Below are 17,417 nucleotides of genomic sequence, written 5' to 3'. Positions count from 1 at the left end.
AGCAGCCCGAAGTCTCCGAGCGAAGCCACGTCGCGCCGCGCGACGAGGTGGAGCTCGCGCTGGCGGCGATCTGGGAAGAGCTGTTGGACGTGCGGCCCGTGAGTCTCCACGACGACTTCTTCCAACTCGGAGGGCATTCACTGCTGGCCATGCGGCTGGTCGCGCGCATCCGTGAGCGATTGGGACGAAGCCTGCCCGTGGTGGCGCTCTTCCAGTCCAGCACGCTTGAAGCGTTGGCCGTGCGCGTGAAGCAGGTCTCCGAGACTTCGTCGCCGCTCGTGGCGCTCCATCCCTCGGGAACGCTCCGGCCGTTCTTCTGTGTGCATCCCGTGAGCGGCCAGGCCGTGCCTTACCTGGAGCTGGCGCGACACCTCGGATCCGACCAACCGTTCTACGCACTCCAGTCACCAGGGCTGGAGGACGGTGCCACTCCGCTCACCACGGTGGAGGCCATGGCGGAGCGCTACATCGAGGCGCTCCGCGCGGTGCAGCCGTCCGGTCCCTATCGCCTGGGAGGCTGGTCCCTCGGTGGTGTCATCGCGTTCGAGATGGCTCGACAGCTCACCCGCCTGGGTGAGCAGGTGGAGCAGCTCGTGCTCATCGACGCCTACGCGGGCCAGACACGTCCCGCCGAAAGCCATGCGAGCGGATGGATCTCCGAGCGCTTCGTGGAGTTCACGCAGCGACTGTTGGGACGGCCCGTGGCGATCGACGCGCTCCAGTCCGCCTATCGCGTCTTCGAGAGCAACCTGCTCGCGCTCTGGAACTACGTCCCAGGGAAGTACGACGGCGCGGCCCTGCTGATCCGCGCGAGCGAGACCCAGCTCCCAGGACTCGCAGAGGATGGCGGCTGGGGACGCTACATCTCGGGACCGCTGAAGGTCTGTGTCATCACGGGAGATCATCACGCGGTGGTGGCGGCTCCCGCGGCCGAGACGCTCGCGAAGGCCATCCGGGGGGCGGCGCTACCGTGACCGGAGCAGGACCAGTCCGGTGACGACCAGGGCGCCCCCTGCGCCCGCGAGCACTGCCAGCGGGCGCTTCAGAGAGGGCGCGAGCGCCGCCATGAGCCCGGTGGCGACCTCGCGGCCCGCTCGACGCAGCACGGGCTCCTTCGTGCCACGGCGCGCCTCCCACTCCTCGTCGAGTGCCTCCGCGAAGGCATGCACGAAGCCGCGCGCCGCGCGCGCCGCGACCTCTTCGGCGAGAGGGGCCAGCGCGTCGCGCGACTTGCCGAGCTGGCTCACCGCGCCCTCGATGGCGCCCGCCGCGGCGACGCGGGCGCGTGAGCCCGGAGTCCGGTCCGCCTCCAAGCGGCCCGCCTCGGCGGCGGCCGAGCGCTCCAGCCACACATTCAGCCGCTTGAGGACTTCATGCGCGGCGGTCTGGAGCTCTGGGTTCGCGCGCTTGAACTCCGACGTGAGGCCTCGCATGGCGCCCTCGGCGGCGATGCGCGGCCAGGTGCCCGGCGGCTGGGCCGGACGCTCGGCGCATTCGTGCGCGAGGCGCCCGATGACGGTCAGCGCATCCTCGACGAGTTGACGAAGCGCTCCGTCCAGGTTCGGAAGCTCCGCCTGCAAGCCCTCGGCGGCTCCACGCACGGCGCCGCTGGCGACCCCCTGCACCGCGAAGCCTTCGAGTGACAGCGCGAGCTGACGCAGCAACTCCAAGGGCGCGAGCCGGCGGTCATTCCCCATGGAGCAAGAAGTGCGGGCCTGTTCGTCGGAGCACAAGCCCGACGAGGCAGGCGCGCGGGCCAATGGCTGACCGGCTTCTGTCACTCAGGCGTCGCGTTCCGCGCTCACCACCGGTCAGAGCACTTCCCCGACAGCAGGCTGCCCAGGTGCATGTCTCGCCAGGGGGAGGACCGCAATTGCCCCACGAGGGCGCGCACCCAACGGAGAGCATGGGGATGAGCGGATGACAGTGGTCTCGCTTCCGAGGGCCGGGGGGCACGGAGAGACCCGGTGCCTAGCCTGCCTGTCGACATTTGCGTCGCTGGGAGCAAGCCGATGGGGACCCTCGTGCCGAGGTCGAGTCTGTTCTGGGGAATCGCCGCGCTGATGGTGGCCGTCGCGGGGTGTGGCGGCGATGTCTGCGGGGATGGATGGGTCACGGGCAACGAGGGGTGCGATGACAAGAACCTCACCGCCGGGGATGGCTGTGATTCGAACTGCGCCGTCGAGCCGGGGTTCGCCTGCACGCAATGCCGCGTTCCCACGGGTGAAATTCCGCCGGTCGACGGTGGAGCTTCGGTTGACCTGAGCCGAGACGACGCGGTGTCACTGTCCAGCGCCGCGCGCCCGGGACGCGACGGAGGACTCCCCTGCAAGCCCCAGCCGAGCGTGTGCAGCGACATCGATGAGTGCGCGAACGGTACGGCGCTGTGCAGCGTCAATGCCCTCTGCGCGAACACCCCGGGCAGCTACACCTGTACTTGCAAGGATGGGTACACAGGCGACGGCACCACCTGCACGGACACCGACGAGTGCGCCACGGGTGCGGCGGGATGCAGCCCGGATGCGATCTGCACGAACACGCCGGGGGACTTCGTCTGCACCTGCAGGACCGGGTACTCGGGGGACGGCATCACGTGCCTGGACATCAACGAGTGCACGAACGGCACGGCGCTGTGTGGCCTCAACGCCACCTGCCAGAACACCTCGGGCAGCTACACCTGCACTTGCAAGGGCGGGTACTCGGGGAACGGCACCACGTGCACGGACATCGACGAGTGCGCGAGCGGCACGGCGGGATGCAGCCCGCATGCGATCTGCACGAACACGCCGGGGGACTTCGTCTGCACCTGCAGGACCGGGTCCTCGGGGGACGGCATCACGTGCCTGGACATCAACGAGTGCACGAACGGCACGGCGCTGTGTGGCCTCAACGCCACCTGCCAGAACACCTCGGGCAGCTACACCTGCACTTGCAAGGGCGGGTACTCGGGGAACGGCACCACGTGCACGGACATCGACGAGTGCGCGAGCGGCACGGCGGGATGCAGCCCGAATGCGATCTGCACGAACACGCCGGGGCACTTCGTCTGTACGTGCAAGACGGGGTACTCGGGCAACGGCACCACGTGCACGGACATCAACGAGTGCACGAACGGCACGGCGCTGTGTGGCCTCAACGCCACCTGCCAGAACACCTCGGGCAGCTACACCTGCACTTGCAAGGGCGGGTACTCGGGGAACGGCACCACGTGCACGGACATCGACGAGTGCGCGAGCGGCACGGCGGGATGCAGCCCGAATGCGATCTGCACGAACACGCCGGGGCACTTCGTCTGTACGTGCAAGACGGGGTACTCGGGCAACGGCACCACGTGCACGGACATCAACGAGTGCACGAACGGCACGGCGCTGTGTGGCCTCAACGCCACCTGCAAGAACACGCCGGGCAGCTACACCTGCACGTGCAAGGATGGGTACTCGGGGACCGGCACCACGTGCACGGACATCGACGAGTGCGCGAATGGCACGGCGGGCTGCAGCCCGAATGCGCTCTGCACGAACACGCCGGGGCACTTCGTCTGTACGTGCAAGACGGGGTACTCGGGCCACGGCACCACGTGCACGGACATCCACGAGTGCACGAACGGCACGGCGCTGTGTGGCCTCAACGCCACCTGCAAGAACACGCCGGGCAGCTACACCTGCACGTGCAAGGATGGGTACTCGGGGAACGGCACCACGTGCACGGACATCGACGAGTGCGCGAATGGCACGGCGGGCTGCGGCCCGAAAGCGCTCTGCACGAACACGCCGGGGCACTTCCTCTGGACGTGCAAGCTCGGGTACTCGGGGAACGGCACCACGTGCACGGACATCGACGAGTGCGCGAATGGCACGGCGGGCTGCAGCCCGAATGCGCTCTGCACGAACACGCCGGGGCACTTCCTCTGTACGTGCAAGCTCGGGTACTCGGGGAACGGCACCACGTGCACGGACGTCGACGAGTGCGCGAACGGCACGGCGCTGTGTGGCCTCAACGCCGTCTGCACGAACACCCCGGGCAGCTACAGCTGCGCTTGCAAGGGTGGGTACTCGGGGAACGGCACCATTTGCACGGACATCGACGAGTGCGCGAACGGCACGGCGGGCTGCAGCCCGAATGCGATCTGCACGAACACGCCCGGGACTTTCCTCTGCACCTGCAAGCTCGGGTACTCGGGCAACGGCACCACGTGCACAGACATCGACGAGTGCGCGAACGGCACGGCGCTGTGCCTGCCGGGACAGACCTGCACCAACACGCAGGGGAGCTACGAGTGCAAGTACGACGTCTGTCTGCCGCCGACCATCAGCTGTGGCGGGACGTGCGTGGATCCTCGCAGTGATCCGAACCACTGTGGAACGTGCACCACCGCGTGCACTCAGGCCCAGAGCTGCGTGGGTTCTGTCTGCGTGGGCATGGGCAACCTCCAGTTCAACGTGACGTGGAGCCGGGCGGGGGATGGAGACCTCCTGGTGGTGACGCCGTCCGGGAAGGTCATCTCCTACGTCAACCCTGGCCCCAACGCGGCCACGGACTTTGGCCGGCTCGACCGGGATGACCAGACGGGGATGGGGCCGGAGAACGTCTTCTGGGAGGTCTCCCAGACGCCGCCCCCAGGCACGTACAACCTGTGCTTCAACACGAGCGTCTTCTTCCCGCTGCCCACGCCGGCCACGCCCGTGGACATCGTCCTGACGGCGCACAGGCCCGGGCAGGACCCGGTGGTCATCAACAAGCACCTCACGGAGAGCACGGTGAGCGTCTTCTGCGGTCCACTCACGCCGAACTTCGTGGGCTCGTACACGCTGCCTTGAAGGAGTGCTCCGTGCCGCCCGACGCGACGTCCTTTCACCTGCTGGCCAAGCCCACCGGCGCCATCTGCAACCTGGACTGCAAATACTGTTTCTTTCTCTCCAAGGAGAAGCTCTATCCGAACAGCACGTTCCGCATGTCCGACGACACGCTGGAGCGCTACGTCCAGCAGTTGCTCGCGAGCCAGCCTGGCCCCGAGGTGGAGGTCGCGTGGCAGGGCGGTGAGCCCACCTTGATGGGGTTGGAGTTCTTCCAGCGCGCCGTGCAGCTCGTGGAGAAGTACCGACGCCCCGAGCAGCGCGTGCGCTACTCCCTGCAGACCAACGGCACGCGGCTGGATGACGCGTGGGGCGCCTTCCTCAAGGAGCACCGGTTCCTCGTGGGCCTCAGCGTGGATGGCCCGCGCGCGATGCATGACACCTTCCGCGTCAACAAGGGCGGCGGTGGCTCCTTCGACCAGGTGATGCGCGGCCTGTCACACCTGAAGCACCACGGCGTGGACTACAACATCTTGTGCACCGTCCACGCGGCCAACGCGGACCACCCGCTGGAGGTCTATCGCTTCTTCCGAGACGAGCTGGGGGCGTCCTTCATCCAATTCATCCCCATCGTCGAGCGCGTCACGCCGGAGCTGCGGCCCTTGGCCAACCAAGGCTGGGGCGCGGGACCCGGCGAGGAACGTCCGCTCTACACGCAGGCGGGGAACCAGGTCACCGAGCGCTCCGTGGGGGCGGCCCAGTTCGGGCGCTTCCTCGTCGCCATCTTCGATGAGTGGGTGCGCCGAGACGTGGGGCGTGTCTTCGTCCAGATGTTCGACTCGGCGCTGGGCGCGCACGTGGGGCAGTACAGCCTGTGCATCTTCTCGCCGACGTGTGGGAGCGCGCTCGCGCTCGAGCACAATGGTGACTTGTACTCGTGCGACCACTACGTGGAGCCTGACTACCTGCTGGGCAACATCGCCGACACGCCGATGGGGGAGCTGGTCTCCTCTCCGCGACAGCGCAAGTTCGGACAGGACAAGCAGGACACGCTGCCCCGGTACTGTCGCGAGTGCCCCGTGCGCTTCGCGTGCAACGGCGGGTGTCCACGTGAGCGCTTCATCTCCACTCCGGACGGAGAGCCGGGCCTCAACTATCTCTGCGAGGGATACCGGCACTTCTTCTCGCACGTCGATCCCGCCATGCGGACCATGGCTGAGTTGCTGCGACGGGGACGCGCGCCCGCGGAGGTGATGCGCCTGCTCGCGGAGGCCGAGGCACAGCACCTGCGCGAAGCGCTGACCGTGGCTGGCCGAAATGACCCGTGTCCCTGTGGTAGCGGGCTCAAGCACAAGCGCTGTCACGGAGCGAAGGGCCCCACGCCGCCCACATAGCGGCCCAACGGGGCCGCTGGGTTCGCCCGTGCAGGTCCACCTCGACGTGGGGCTGGCGTTCCGAGGGCCCTGAGCCCGCTCAAGACAAGAGCTGCATGAGGTCCGCGCGGGTGATGGCCGCGCCTCCCGAGTCGCCGCCGAGCGCGGACTCGAAGAGCGCGCGCTTCTTGTCCTGGAGCGTGAGGATCTTCTCTTCCACCGTGCCCTGCGACACCAGCCGGTAGACCATCACCGGCCGCTGCTGCCCGATGCGGTGCGCGCGGTCCGCGGCCTGGGCCTCGACGGATGGGTTCCACCAGGGGTCCACCAGGAAGACATGGTCCGCCGCCGTGAGGTTGAGGCCCGTGGCGCCCGCCTTGAGCGAGATGAGCATGACGGGCGGACCCTTGGGGTCCTGGAACGCCGCGGCCACCGCGCCTCGGTTCGCGGTGCTTCCGTCCAGCCGGATGAAGGCGATGTTCGCCTCGCGCAGCGCGGGCTCGATGAGGTCGAGCATGGACGTCCACTGCGAGAACACGAGCGCCTTGTGCCCATCTTCCACCGCGGTGCCGAGCGCCTCGATGAGGGCCTGGACCTTGGAAGACGTCGCGGCCTGCTGCCCCGGCACGAGCGCGGGATGGCAAGCCGCCTGGCGCAGCCGCAGCAGCGCCTCCAGCGCCTTCAGCACGCTGCCACCTTCCTCCAGTTGGGCCACCACTTCCTCGCGCGTCGCGGCGTAGACAGCGTCATAGACGGCGCGCTCGCGCTCGCTGAGCGTGACGTGGCGCACGGCATCGGTGCGCGGCGGAAGCTCCGGGGCGACGTCGCGCTTGAGTCGGCGCAGGACGAAGGGACGGATGCGCGCCCGCAGCTTCTCCGCCGCGCCCTTGAGGTTGTCGGCCACGGGGCGGGCCCACCGGTCATCGAATTCCTTGCGGCCTCCGAGCAAGCCCCGATTGGTGAAGTGCATCAGGCTCCACAGCTCCTCGAGCCGGTTCTCGATGGGCGTGCCGCTCAGCGCGATGCGGAAGCCCGCTTCCAGACCGAAGGCCGCGCGCGCCACCTGGCTGTCCGGGTTCTTGATGGCCTGGGCCTCGTCGAGCACGACGGTGTCCCATGTCTTCGCGCCCAGCTCCGCCGCGTCCAATCGCAAGAGCGCGTAGGTGGTCAACGTCACGTCCGCCGCTTCGTCCAAGGCGCGGTTGGGGCCGTGGTAGACGCAGACCTTCAGCGAGGGACGGAAGCGCTTCAGCTCCGCCTCCCAGTTGGGAAGCACGCTCGTGGGGGCCACCACCAACGTGCCGGGCCCGAGGGTGCAGATGGTCTGCAGGGTCTTGCCCAGGCCCATGTCATCGGCGAGCACGCCTCCCAGCCCCGCGCGGCGCAGGAACGTGAGCCAGGCCACGCCCTGGAGCTGATAGGGGCGCAGCGTGGCGGTGAGGTCGGCCGGCAGGGCCGCCTCCGGGAGCTTCTCGAAGCCTTGGACGAGCGGCGCGAGCTTGTTGAACTCCGGGGGCGGGGGATGATCCAACGCGTCGCACAGGCCCGTGAGCTGAGGGATGGCGTGGTTGGCGAGGCGGCCGTCCGAGCCCCGCGCGGCCAGGAGATCCGCCACGCGCTGTCCATTCGTCTGGAGCCAACCGGTGGGCAGCGGCGCCCAGCCTCCGCCTTGGATGGGGACCAGCCCCAGCCCTTCTTCCCAGGCGCGGATGACGGCCTCCGCGCTCACCGTCACCGGAGCCTCCGAGTCCAAGCCCTCCACCTGGAAGTCGAGCGAGAAGCCCACGCGCGGAGCCCCCGCCGCGGTCGCGCCCGAGTCGATGGACAACAGGGGCCGCAGCTGCACGTTGGGGCTCACCACCTGGGCCGCGTTGCCCGTGAGCCCACCGCGCCAGCGGCGCAGCTTGTCCGCGAGGTGAACGGCTTCCTTGCCCTGCACCGTCACGCGCCGGCCGGGCACCATGTTCAGCTCGTCGCGGAGCTGGTGGATGAGGTTCTGCTCGGCGGGCTCGTTGCGCACGGGCACCGGGCCTTGCAGATGCACCATGCGGCCCGTGTCGATGCGCACCGTGGGCGGTGAGCCGTACACGAGCGTGGGCAGCACCGACAGGCCCGTGTCCAGGGTGTCCACGTCGAGCGAGATGCGAGGCTTGAGCGTGCGATCGATCGCGGGAAGTCGCCGGCTCTTGACGTCCACCGGCATCCGTCGCGCGATCTCCGGCAGCACCTTGCCCGTCAATTCACCGAGCTGCGACGGGGCGAAGGCGCGCTCCTGCGGCAGCTTTTCGAGGCGCGTGCCCGTGAGCGCCTGCTCCGCCAGCCGACACAGCGCTCCCGCGCACAGCACGACGCCCGGGACGATGACCTCGGTGATGCGCGGGTCCTTCTCCACCTTGAGCACCGTCTGCTCGCCTCGGTCTTCCACGGTGACGCGAGGGAAGACGGGCTCGCCGGACACGGACACGAGGGCACCGTCGAAGAGGACAGTGCGCGCGGGCTCCAGCGCGCCCAGCACGGCCTCGATGCGCTCCGAGGAGAGCGCCGCGTGGGTCGCGGGCAGCAGCTTGTCCACCTCGAGGTCGCACGGGTCCACGTGGATGCGCTGGCGCTCCTCGGGATTGGTCAGGAGCGAGGACAGCTTGCGCGCGAGCAGGCGCGCGGTGTTGTCCGGCCGGACGATGAGCCGCTCGAGCTGGAGTCCCGCGGCCACGCGCCGGAAGCGGTACACCATTCGCTCGGACTGCGGTGCCGAGGCCGGGCGAGGCGCAGGTGCGGCCGTCGGGGCAGGGCGGGCTGCTGGAGGTGGCGCCGAAGCGGGGCGAGACGCGGGCGGCGGTGCTGAAGGACGCGCGGTCGCGCGAGGCGCGGCGGCGCGCTGCGACAAGGTCTGGTGCAGCGCGATGGCCGCCGCCACCACGTGCTCGCACGGATCCGCCTTGCCGCGACAGTCGCACTCCCAGATTTCATCATCGGGGTAGAGGACGGTGGTCACCGGCGCGGGGCGTCCAGTGACGCGCACGTGCAAGGTGGCCTCTTCCTCGCCGATGGCGCGGACGGAGACGGCGCCAGCGCGGGCCAGTCCCACGCCCGCGGTCCAGATGCCCGGAGAGGCTTCCTCCCGGACGGTTTCGAGCAGTTCCTCGGTCGCGGACATACGCGCCGCTTCCCTATCGTCTCGCCGCGCCCCACGCAAACGCGGAGGCCATCGCGATGCGGAACGAAACTCACTAGAGTCCCGGCGACTCAGACCGCGAGCGCGATGCCTCCATCTTCCCCGGCGCGGAGTTCACCTCCGAGCGCCGCGCCCCTCGACTTCGAGTGCGTCTATGCGGAGAAAGCGCCGCCTTCGTCACGGACGCCGAGCTGGCGCTGCTCGATGCCGGCTCGTACCTCAGGACGAGGCGGGCCAAGCGCCGAGCGCTGGCGTGGCCGGCTCCCAGTCCTTCGACGGTCGGGGCGTTCCCCCGTGCCTGTCGCCTGGGATGATTCAGGGGTATCACTTCTATCGAGGGCACCATGAAGAAGCGACTCCTCCCCTTGATGCTCGTGCTGCTGGTCGTCGGGGCCCTGGCGCGTTGCGGGCAGTCCACGCCGGACGACACCGCGCCCCAGGACACCACGTCCTACGCCGACGTGCCCTCGGGCGCGGTGGCGCGGACGTCCTCGCGCATCAAGCACGTCTTCGTCATCGCCCTGGAGAACCATGCGGCCGAGCAGATCTACGGCTCGCCTGACGCGCCGTACCTGAACGAGGTGCTCCTGCCGAGCGGCGGGCACGCCACGAACTATCTGGATGACCTGCCCGACCTGCCGAGCGAGCCGCACTACATCTGGATGGAGGCGGGCACCAACGTCCTGCCGGGCAACACGTTCACGACGAATGCCGCGCCCTCGCCATCCAACAGCACGCCCAGCTCCCAGCACGTGGTGGCCCAGCTCCGCGCGGCCGGATCGGGCCTGAGCTGGATGTCCTATCAGGAGGGCCTGAACTCCGTGACGGGGGCTTGCCCCATCGTGGCGGACGGCTTCTATGCACCCAAGCATGATCCGTTCGTCTTCTTCCAGGACATCGCGGGCAATCCGCCGTCGCGCACGAATGGCTATTGCGCGGCCCATCACCGGCCCTTGAGCGCGCTCACCACGGACGTCGCGAACAAGAACGTGGCGACCTATTCCTTCATCACCCCGAACCTCTGCAATGACATGCATGGGGCCGCGGGCTGTCCGGACAGCAACACGGTGCGCGCGGGCGATGCGTGGCTGCGCACCTATCTGCCGCCGCTCCTCGAGTTCGCGAACGCGAACGCGGGCGTCATCTTCATCGTCTGGGATGAGCCCGAGGCCACCGGGACGTTGCCCTTCCTCGTGCTCGGGCCCGCCGTGAAGCGCGGGTACGCCAGCGCCGTGCCGGTGTCCCACAGCTCTCTCGTGAAGTCGCTGGAGCGCATCATGGAGTTGCCCGTGCTTCCCATGGTGGAGAAGGCCAACGACTTCAGCGACTACTTCGAGCCCGACGCGTTCCCCTGAGTCCAGGGAGGCAGCCGAGGGCCGGTCTGAAGGCCGCGCCCCGGGTGGCCTCCGCCGCACCGAGGAATCTGCGGAGTCTCTCCCCGACCCACGTCCCGGCTGTGTCGCGGGAGCGCATGGCTACGGTTCCTGAAGCGCACGGCTCCAGGTCTCCCGAGGCCGTGCCCCGAGGGGAACGCCAATGCGCCGACTGCTCATCATGGGCTTGTTGGGACTTGCCGCCTGCTCGAACGGGACCACGAAGGGACAGGAGGCCGCGCCGCGCGCGCAGCAAGGCACCGGGCGAGTCGAGGGCAGGCTCACGCCCTTTCAGGGCGCGGGGCAGCAAGCGCCGCACGCGAGGGGTGGGTCGGCCGTCCCCATCTGGCGTGAGCTGTCGAACATCGCGACCCGCCCGCGCGGCTGGATGTCACCGCTCGGCCCGAGCCGCACGGTACATGCGATGCAGGAGGACGTGCCCGTGGCGGGCGAGGTCATCCTTCGCTTCGATGTGCCCAACCTCACGCCGGAGCAGGTGATCCAACGCGTCGCCATCCCCGGCTACCGCGTGGCGCACAAGGGCTATGCGAGCCAATACCTGCACCTCGTCGCCTTCGAGCGCGCCGGCCCCAGCGCGTTGCGCGTCTCCGCCCAGGACACCCATGGATTGGTGGAGCAGCTCGCCACACGTCCCGGCGTTCGATTCGCCGAGCCCAACCGGTGGGTGCGCCCGCTCGCCACGCCGGATGACCCCGGCTTCGCCTTTCAGTGGCACTACCTGGCGCTGAACCTCCCGGCGGCCTGGGATGTCCAAGAGGGCAACCCAGGGTTGGTCGTCGCGGTCATCGACACGGGCATCGTGCCGCACCCGGATCTCGGCGATCGCATCCTGCCGGGCTACGACATGATCTCCGATGCCGCCAACGCGGGAGACGGCGATGGGCGCGACAGCGACCCGACGGATCCTGGAGGCGATGAGCCGAGCGGCGGCTCGTCCTGGCACGGCACGCACGTCGCAGGAACGCTGGGCGCGCTGACCAACAACGGCCGAGGCGTGGCGGGGGTGACGTGGGCCGCGCGAATCCTCCCGGTGCGCGTGGTGGGGCGCCAGGGCGGGAGCACGTTCGATGTCGCGGCGGCGATGGAGTGGGCCGCGGGCGGCACGGTGCCCGGTGTGCCGCCGAACCCCACTCCCGCCAAGGTCATCAACCTGAGCCTCGGTGCGAACACGCCGCCTCAGCAGGCGTATCAAGAAGTCATCGACGAGCGGGTGGAGGCCGCCGAGGCCATCTTCGTCGTCGCCGCGGGCAATGAGGCCCAGGACGCGTCGCTCTCGTCGCCGTGCAATCAGCGGCTAGTCATCTGCGTGGGCGCCACGTCGCTGGTGGGCCGGCGCAGCAGCTACTCCAACTTCGGATCGGACGTGACGGTGATGGCTCCTGGTGGCGAGATGCGCCAGGACCTCAACGGGGACGGCTATCCCGACGGGGTGCTCTCCACCGCGCTCAACGCCGCGCTGCAGCCGGCGTATGTCTTCTACGAAGGCACCAGCATGGCCACGCCGCACGTGACGGGGGCGCTGGCGCTCCTGGCCTCGGTGAAGCCGGACCTCACCTTGGACGAGGCTCGGACCTTGCTGACGCGCTCCGCGGTGCCGGCAGAGTCCTGTCCGGAGGGCTGTGGCGCGGGAATCGTCAACGCCCAGGCGGCGCTGCGGCTCCTGCAAGGCGGAGACACGTCGGCGCCGCCGCAGCTCGCGGTGAACACGCCGGGGTTGTTCTTCCTCGGCGATGGGACGCTTCCCCTCTTTGTCTACAACGAGGGCGGTGGGGAGCTGCAGGTGACGGCCAGCGCGGACGGCGCCTTGGCCTCACACCTGTCGTTTCCGAAAGGGGACTCGGTGACGGTGCCCGCGCTGAGCGCCCGCGCCTTGAGCATCGCGGTCACGACCTCGGGGCTGGCCGCGGGCGACTACTCCGTGCCGCTCGTGCTCAGCAGCGAAGGGGGCAGCGTGCCTGTTACGGTGAAGCTGCGCGTGGGCGCTCGCTCCGCGCAGGATGCGATTGTCGTCCTCGCCTACCAGGACGCGCAGGGCAACTGGCGCAGCAGCCCTGAGTTGACGACGGTGGCGAGCGCGGCGAGCGGCTATCGCTATGCCCTCACGGTGCCCGCGGGGACGTACGTCGTGACCGCGGCCATCGACGACAACCAGGACGGGACGCTGTTCGAGGAGGGCGAGCGCGTGGGCATCTGGCGCAACCGGGACAGCGTGGAGCCCGTCACCATTCGCGACGGGCAGACCGTGCTCGGCATCGACTTCGACCTCGTGCCCTTCATGCCCGTGGGGGCGTCGCAGTAGCCGCGCGTCAGAGCGGGATGAACCCTGACTCGCCGGGGACCTTCCCCATGCGCTGCTCCTTCCACGCCCGCTTCGCCTCCTCGATGCGCTCCTTCGAGCTGGAGACGAAGTTCCAGAAGATGTGGCGCGGCCCATCCAGAGGCTCGCCACCGAACACCAGCACGCGCGAGTCTTCCGTCGCCTGGAGCAGCACCTCGGCGCCTCGGCGGAACAGCGCGAGGTTCCCCGCGCCGAGTGTCCCACGCGTGAGGGAGAGGCTTCCCTCCGCGACATAGGCCGCGCGCTCATCGTGGAGCGCGGGGAGCTTGAGGACCGCGCCAGCCTCGAGGGCCACGTCCGCGTAGAACAGCTCGGAGTGCGTCTTCACGGGCGAGCGCAGGCCGAACATCGAGCCCGCCACGAGTCGGATGCGGACCCCGGCGTCCTCGACGGTGGGCAGGCTCTCGGCGGCGTGGTGCACGAAGCTGGGCGCGGTCTCCTCGTGCGCGCGGGGGAGGGCGACCCAGATCTGGATTCCATACAGGCGCCCATCGTCGGGCTTGTGCGTGGGGGCGCGCTCGGCGTGCACGATGCCGCTCCCCGCGGTCATCCAGTTCACGGCGCCCGGGCGGATCCACTGCTCGGAGCCCAGGCTGTCCTTGTGGAGGATCTCCCCCTCGAACAAGTAGGTGACGGTCGACAAGCCGATGTGCGGATGGGACAGCACATCCGCGCGGAGCGACGTCGGGCCCATCTGGTCGAGGAACACGAACGGCCCCACCATCCGGCGCTGGGCCTGGGGAAGGGCGCGCAGGACATGAATACCGCCCGGCAGATCCGCGCTCTTCGCCGCGAGGATCAGCTCGACGTCCGGTGCTTCCTCGAATCCCTCCATCGTCGCGCTCCTAGAGGGCATGGCCGCGCCCCAGGCGACCCATAGCGACGTTCCCGTGTCCCGCCAAGCGACTTCATCTCACAGAGACCTCGGCGGATGAGAACCCTCGCCCTCGCGGTGCCCGTCTGGCTGTGGATCCTCCCGGCACGTCCAACGCCAGCCTGCCCCGTGTCAGCGCTGCGACCGCGAAGCGCTGAAGGCGCTGCCGAAAGAGCGCCGGCGAAGCGATGCCGCGGCGCTCGACCCGGGGTGCCTCAAACCTGGAGGCTCTTCTCGACTTCGGCCAGACGGTAGCGCGCCATCGCGAGGTTGGCGTTGGCGCGGTGGAGCGCGACATAGAGGAACAAACCCTCGCGCGACGCGAGCGGGCGGATGATGTGGTACTGCTCGCCCAGCGTGATGAGGATGTCCTCGATGCGGTCCTTGATGCCCAGGACCGTCATCGCCTTGACCTTCGCGCGCACGACCTCGGTGTTCGCCGCGGCGGCGGTCTCGATGTTGAAGTTGGCATTGCCGCCAATGCTGCCCAGGCACATGCCACTCTTTGCGTCCACCAGACAGGCCGCGAAGGCGCCTTCCGTCTTCAGCGTCTCTTCCAGGGACTGCTTCACGTTCGCCATGACGTCTCTCTCAACTCGGGTGTGGGACAGGTGTTGCTCGACGGAAGGGAGCAACTCGTCGAGGGTGAAGGTGAGCTGGCTCGAATAGGCACGGGGCTGCGGGACGAAGAGCGCCTGCGCGTCCGGGAGTGACAGCAGCAGCCGGAGCTGGCTGGTGAAGTGCTGGACGAGCAGCTCGCGGAGCGTGTCGCGAGGCACCAGGCCCCACGTCACCAGCGTCTCGCAGAAGTTGCCGCCCGTCTTGCGGCACTCTGCCATGACGGCCTCGACGTCCTCGCGGCGCACGCACTGGTGCTGGATCAGCACCGCGGAGAAGTTGTGGCTGCCGGGGCCGTTGACGACCGCCCACGCCACCCGGTGCTCGACGATGAAGATGCGCCCGGACACCGTGGCGGACTTCACCACCACCTCCCCACCTTGGTCGCTCTCCAGTGCCTCCAGCAGAACGGCTCGGACTATCTGCCTGGGCGCCAGCGGCACCGGTCGTGAAGCGCGTTCCATGGGTGGGAAGTGATACGGGGGCGAAGATGACCCGGCTGGGGCGAAATGCCTCAACTATACAGGCGCACCCCTGGGGCGCAATCCGGTTCTGACGCGTCGCAGAGTCACGTCTGCGCACGCAATCCCTGCTTGCGCGAGCCCGCTCGCCGCGTTGACTCAGAGTCCGAGAGAGGCCTTCAGCCCCAGGATGACGACGTCATCGGCCTCCTGGTTCGCGCCCGGGTGGTGGATGTACTGGACGTTGGGCCGCAGCAGGAGCCAGGGCGTGGCGTGCAGCGTGTAGTACAGCTCGGCCTCGTACTCGGTGCGTGAGATGGCGGTGGTGGGAGCGTTCGCCTGCTCGAGCTCCTGGAAGGTGATGGCCCGGCGATTGGCGTGCGTGCGGCCCACCGCGAGGCCGAGGTCATCCTCCGGGCGACGCGCGAATGGCGCGGTGTAGATCATTCCCGCCGTGAGCTGGTTGTCGACGGCGGCCGTGTTGCGGTCCGCTTGCGCCAGGCGCAGGAAGACATTGAGGCCCCGCACGGGGTTCGTGCCGTGAGGTGACTGGGTGAGCTGCTGGCGCGCGATGAGGTAGGCGCCATAGCGGCCCGAGCGACGCAAGAACGGCTCGCCGGTGAGCGGCTGGGGTTGGCGATCCACGTCGAACAGCACGTCATCCGCGTTGGACGTGTCGTACCAGGCGCCCACGACGTAGTGCCCGGTGAGCGCGCCGTCGCGAAAGCGCGGGTCCCAGCTGAGTTCCATGGGAACCATCACGCCCGTGGCCCCGGAGAAGTGCCCGATGCTGAAGGTCTCGTTCAGGTTCTGGGGGTTGATCTCATAGGCCGCCAGCTGGAGGGCGATCTGTTGGCTCGGCTCGCCTCTCAGTCGCGTGCCCCATTGGCTCACGGGCCAGTTGAACCAGTACGAGCCCACGATGTTGCCGGGCTGCGCGCCACAGAAGGTCAGGTTCTGGAAGTCACAGGGGAAGTCCGCGGTGTCCTCGCCCACGGTGAGCCGCCCCAGCTTCCACTTCAGGCGCCGGTCCAGAAAAGACTGCTCATACCAGAGCTGGGTGATCCGACCGACCTCGCCTCGGCCATAGACTTCCTGCACGAGCTGGAGCGTCCCCAGCGCCATGTCCGCGCCCAGGTCATTGCCCGTCCGGTACGTCACGGTGAACCGGAGGCTTCCGCCAGGCACGCCCACGAGCGTGTCCAGGTTCACGCCCAGCCCCGCGGTGAGCTGTCCCGCCTGACGCAGCGCGTGTCCCTTTCCTCCGCGCGCGTTGTAGGCCAGCTCCGTCACGTAGCCCGCTTGCAGGACGACCCCCGCTTCGAACAAGCGCTGCCGCCATCCGCCCCAGTCGCCGGTGATGCCCGGCGGAGGCGTGGCGGGATCGGTCGCGAGGGCGGGCTGCGACCAGCCCCCCACGAGGAGCAGTCCCGCCAGCCAGGCCATGTACCGCATCGTGATTGAACCTCATCCCCGCCGCAGCGCGGCGCACGGACAATGTGCGGGGGATCCGCGTGCTTGCGAAGCCTCACGGGACGCGACGGGTTGCATCTGTTGGGTTCGGGCCATGCCCAGACATGACGCCGGGCATCATGTCTGTGTTGGGTATAAGACAGTCAATAATTGCAATTCATGCAACTCGTGGCGCCAGCTTTCGACAATCGAGGTAGGGAAATTCTCACGTTGTCGTCGGAGGAGCGCCATGTCCACGAAGGTGAGCGATCGGATCTCCACGTTTCCCACGCTGAACACCCGGATCGCGCAGTCGCCCCAGTCGTTGCGGGGCGCCGAGCAGGAGCTGCTGTCCACTTTGCGACAGCTCACCGGGAGCCCGACGGCGGGCGGACGGCCGTTGGTGGACGTGGCGCGGACGAGCTTCGAGGCCTCCACGACGCGGACCACCGCGAACGTCCCGCCGCTCTTGCCGGACAGCAAGCCGAGCGACAGCGCCATCTCGACGGGCGTGGACGAGGCCTTCCGTCACGTCTACGGCGGGACGCATGTCCCCAGTTCGGGCGAGCGCGGCGAGATGCGCCGGTATGGCGAGGAGCTGCGCGGGCAGGGCAAGAACGCCACGGAGATCAAATACGCCGTCATCGAGAAGCTGAAGGCGAAGCGGGACGGGCTGGGCAAGCCGCCCGATGACGCGACCTTGAATGGCCTGGCGACGGATGTCTTCAAGTCTGTCTTCGGCCGCGCGCCGACGGGTGACGAGTTCTCGAAGTGGAAGGGCGTGGCCAAGGAGATGGCGGACAAGGGCATGGACGCCACGTCCATCAAATACAACCTGCCCTCGCAGATGCGCGAGGTGCGGGACGGCATGGACAAGACCAGTCCGGCGGTCCTGGAGAACCTGGCCAGGGGCGTGTTCCAGGAGGTCTTCGGCCGCGCGCC

The 17,417-nt window shown here is 68.7% G+C and carries 11 protein-coding genes; 6 read left to right on the top strand and 5 right to left on the bottom strand.

Annotation, left to right across the window (positions count from 1 at the left end):
• On the top strand, nt 1-974 hold a 974-nt coding region (locus JGU66_35730), incomplete at its 5' end, for a non-ribosomal peptide synthetase (protein MBJ6766135.1).
• Here the strand turns inward: JGU66_35730 and JGU66_35725 are convergent.
• Complete coding sequence (locus JGU66_35725; protein MBJ6766134.1) at nt 966-1,697, bottom strand: hypothetical protein; 732 nt, start codon at nt 1,695-1,697, stop codon at nt 966-968. The genes JGU66_35730 and JGU66_35725 overlap by 9 nt on opposite strands.
• A gap of 315 nt (nt 1,698-2,012) precedes the next feature.
• Here JGU66_35725 and JGU66_35720 point away from each other — a divergent pair, with 315 nt between their 5' ends.
• Nucleotides 2,013-4,817, top strand: a complete 2,805-nt coding sequence (locus tag JGU66_35720) for a hypothetical protein (protein ID MBJ6766133.1) — start codon at nt 2,013-2,015, stop codon at nt 4,815-4,817.
• A gap of 11 nt (nt 4,818-4,828) precedes the next feature.
• Nucleotides 4,829-6,187: an anaerobic sulfatase maturase gene (locus JGU66_35715; protein MBJ6766132.1), complete on the top strand. Its 1,359-nt coding sequence runs from the start codon at nt 4,829-4,831 to the stop codon at nt 6,185-6,187.
• A gap of 79 nt (nt 6,188-6,266) precedes the next feature.
• On the opposite strand, the gene JGU66_35710 is transcribed toward JGU66_35715, so the two are convergent.
• Nucleotides 6,267-9,320 carry a DEAD/DEAH box helicase gene (locus tag JGU66_35710; GenBank protein MBJ6766131.1) on the bottom strand — a complete coding sequence of 1,018 codons (3,054 nt, stop codon included), beginning with the start codon at nt 9,318-9,320 and terminating at the stop codon, nt 6,267-6,269.
• A 362-nt stretch (nt 9,321-9,682) separates the two neighbouring features.
• On the opposite strand from JGU66_35710, the gene JGU66_35705 reads away from it, so the two are divergent.
• Complete coding sequence (locus tag JGU66_35705; GenBank protein MBJ6766130.1) at nt 9,683-10,693, top strand: hypothetical protein; 1,011 nt, start codon at nt 9,683-9,685, stop codon at nt 10,691-10,693.
• Between the two features lie 181 nt (nt 10,694-10,874).
• Nucleotides 10,875-13,031, top strand: coding sequence for a S8 family peptidase (locus tag JGU66_35700; GenBank protein MBJ6766129.1), 2,157 nt, complete (start codon nt 10,875-10,877; stop codon nt 13,029-13,031).
• A gap of 7 nt (nt 13,032-13,038) precedes the next feature.
• Here the strand turns inward: JGU66_35700 and JGU66_35695 are convergent, their stop codons facing one another.
• From JGU66_35695 to JGU66_35685, 3 genes are all read right to left on the bottom strand, one after another.
• Nucleotides 13,039-13,926, bottom strand: a complete 888-nt coding sequence (locus tag JGU66_35695; GenBank protein ID MBJ6766128.1) for a pirin family protein — start codon at nt 13,924-13,926, stop codon at nt 13,039-13,041.
• Between the two features lie 233 nt (nt 13,927-14,159).
• Nucleotides 14,160-14,525: a hypothetical protein gene (locus JGU66_35690; protein ID MBJ6766127.1), complete on the bottom strand. Its 366-nt coding sequence runs from the start codon at nt 14,523-14,525 to the stop codon at nt 14,160-14,162.
• Nucleotides 14,526-15,182: 657 nt separating this feature from the next.
• Complete coding sequence (locus JGU66_35685; GenBank protein ID MBJ6766126.1) at nt 15,183-16,478, bottom strand: carbohydrate porin; 1,296 nt, start codon at nt 16,476-16,478, stop codon at nt 15,183-15,185.
• Between the two features lie 247 nt (nt 16,479-16,725).
• On the opposite strand from JGU66_35685, the gene JGU66_35680 reads away from it, so the two are divergent.
• A partial coding sequence (locus tag JGU66_35680; GenBank protein MBJ6766125.1) for a hypothetical protein occupies nt 16,726-17,417 on the top strand: 692 nt, incomplete at its 3' end.

It is taken from the genome of Myxococcaceae bacterium JPH2 (assembly GCA_016458225.1).
In the GTDB taxonomy this organism is placed as follows: Bacteria; Myxococcota; Myxococcia; order Myxococcales; family Myxococcaceae; genus Citreicoccus.
This window is presented reverse-complemented; position numbering and strand designations above follow the sequence as displayed.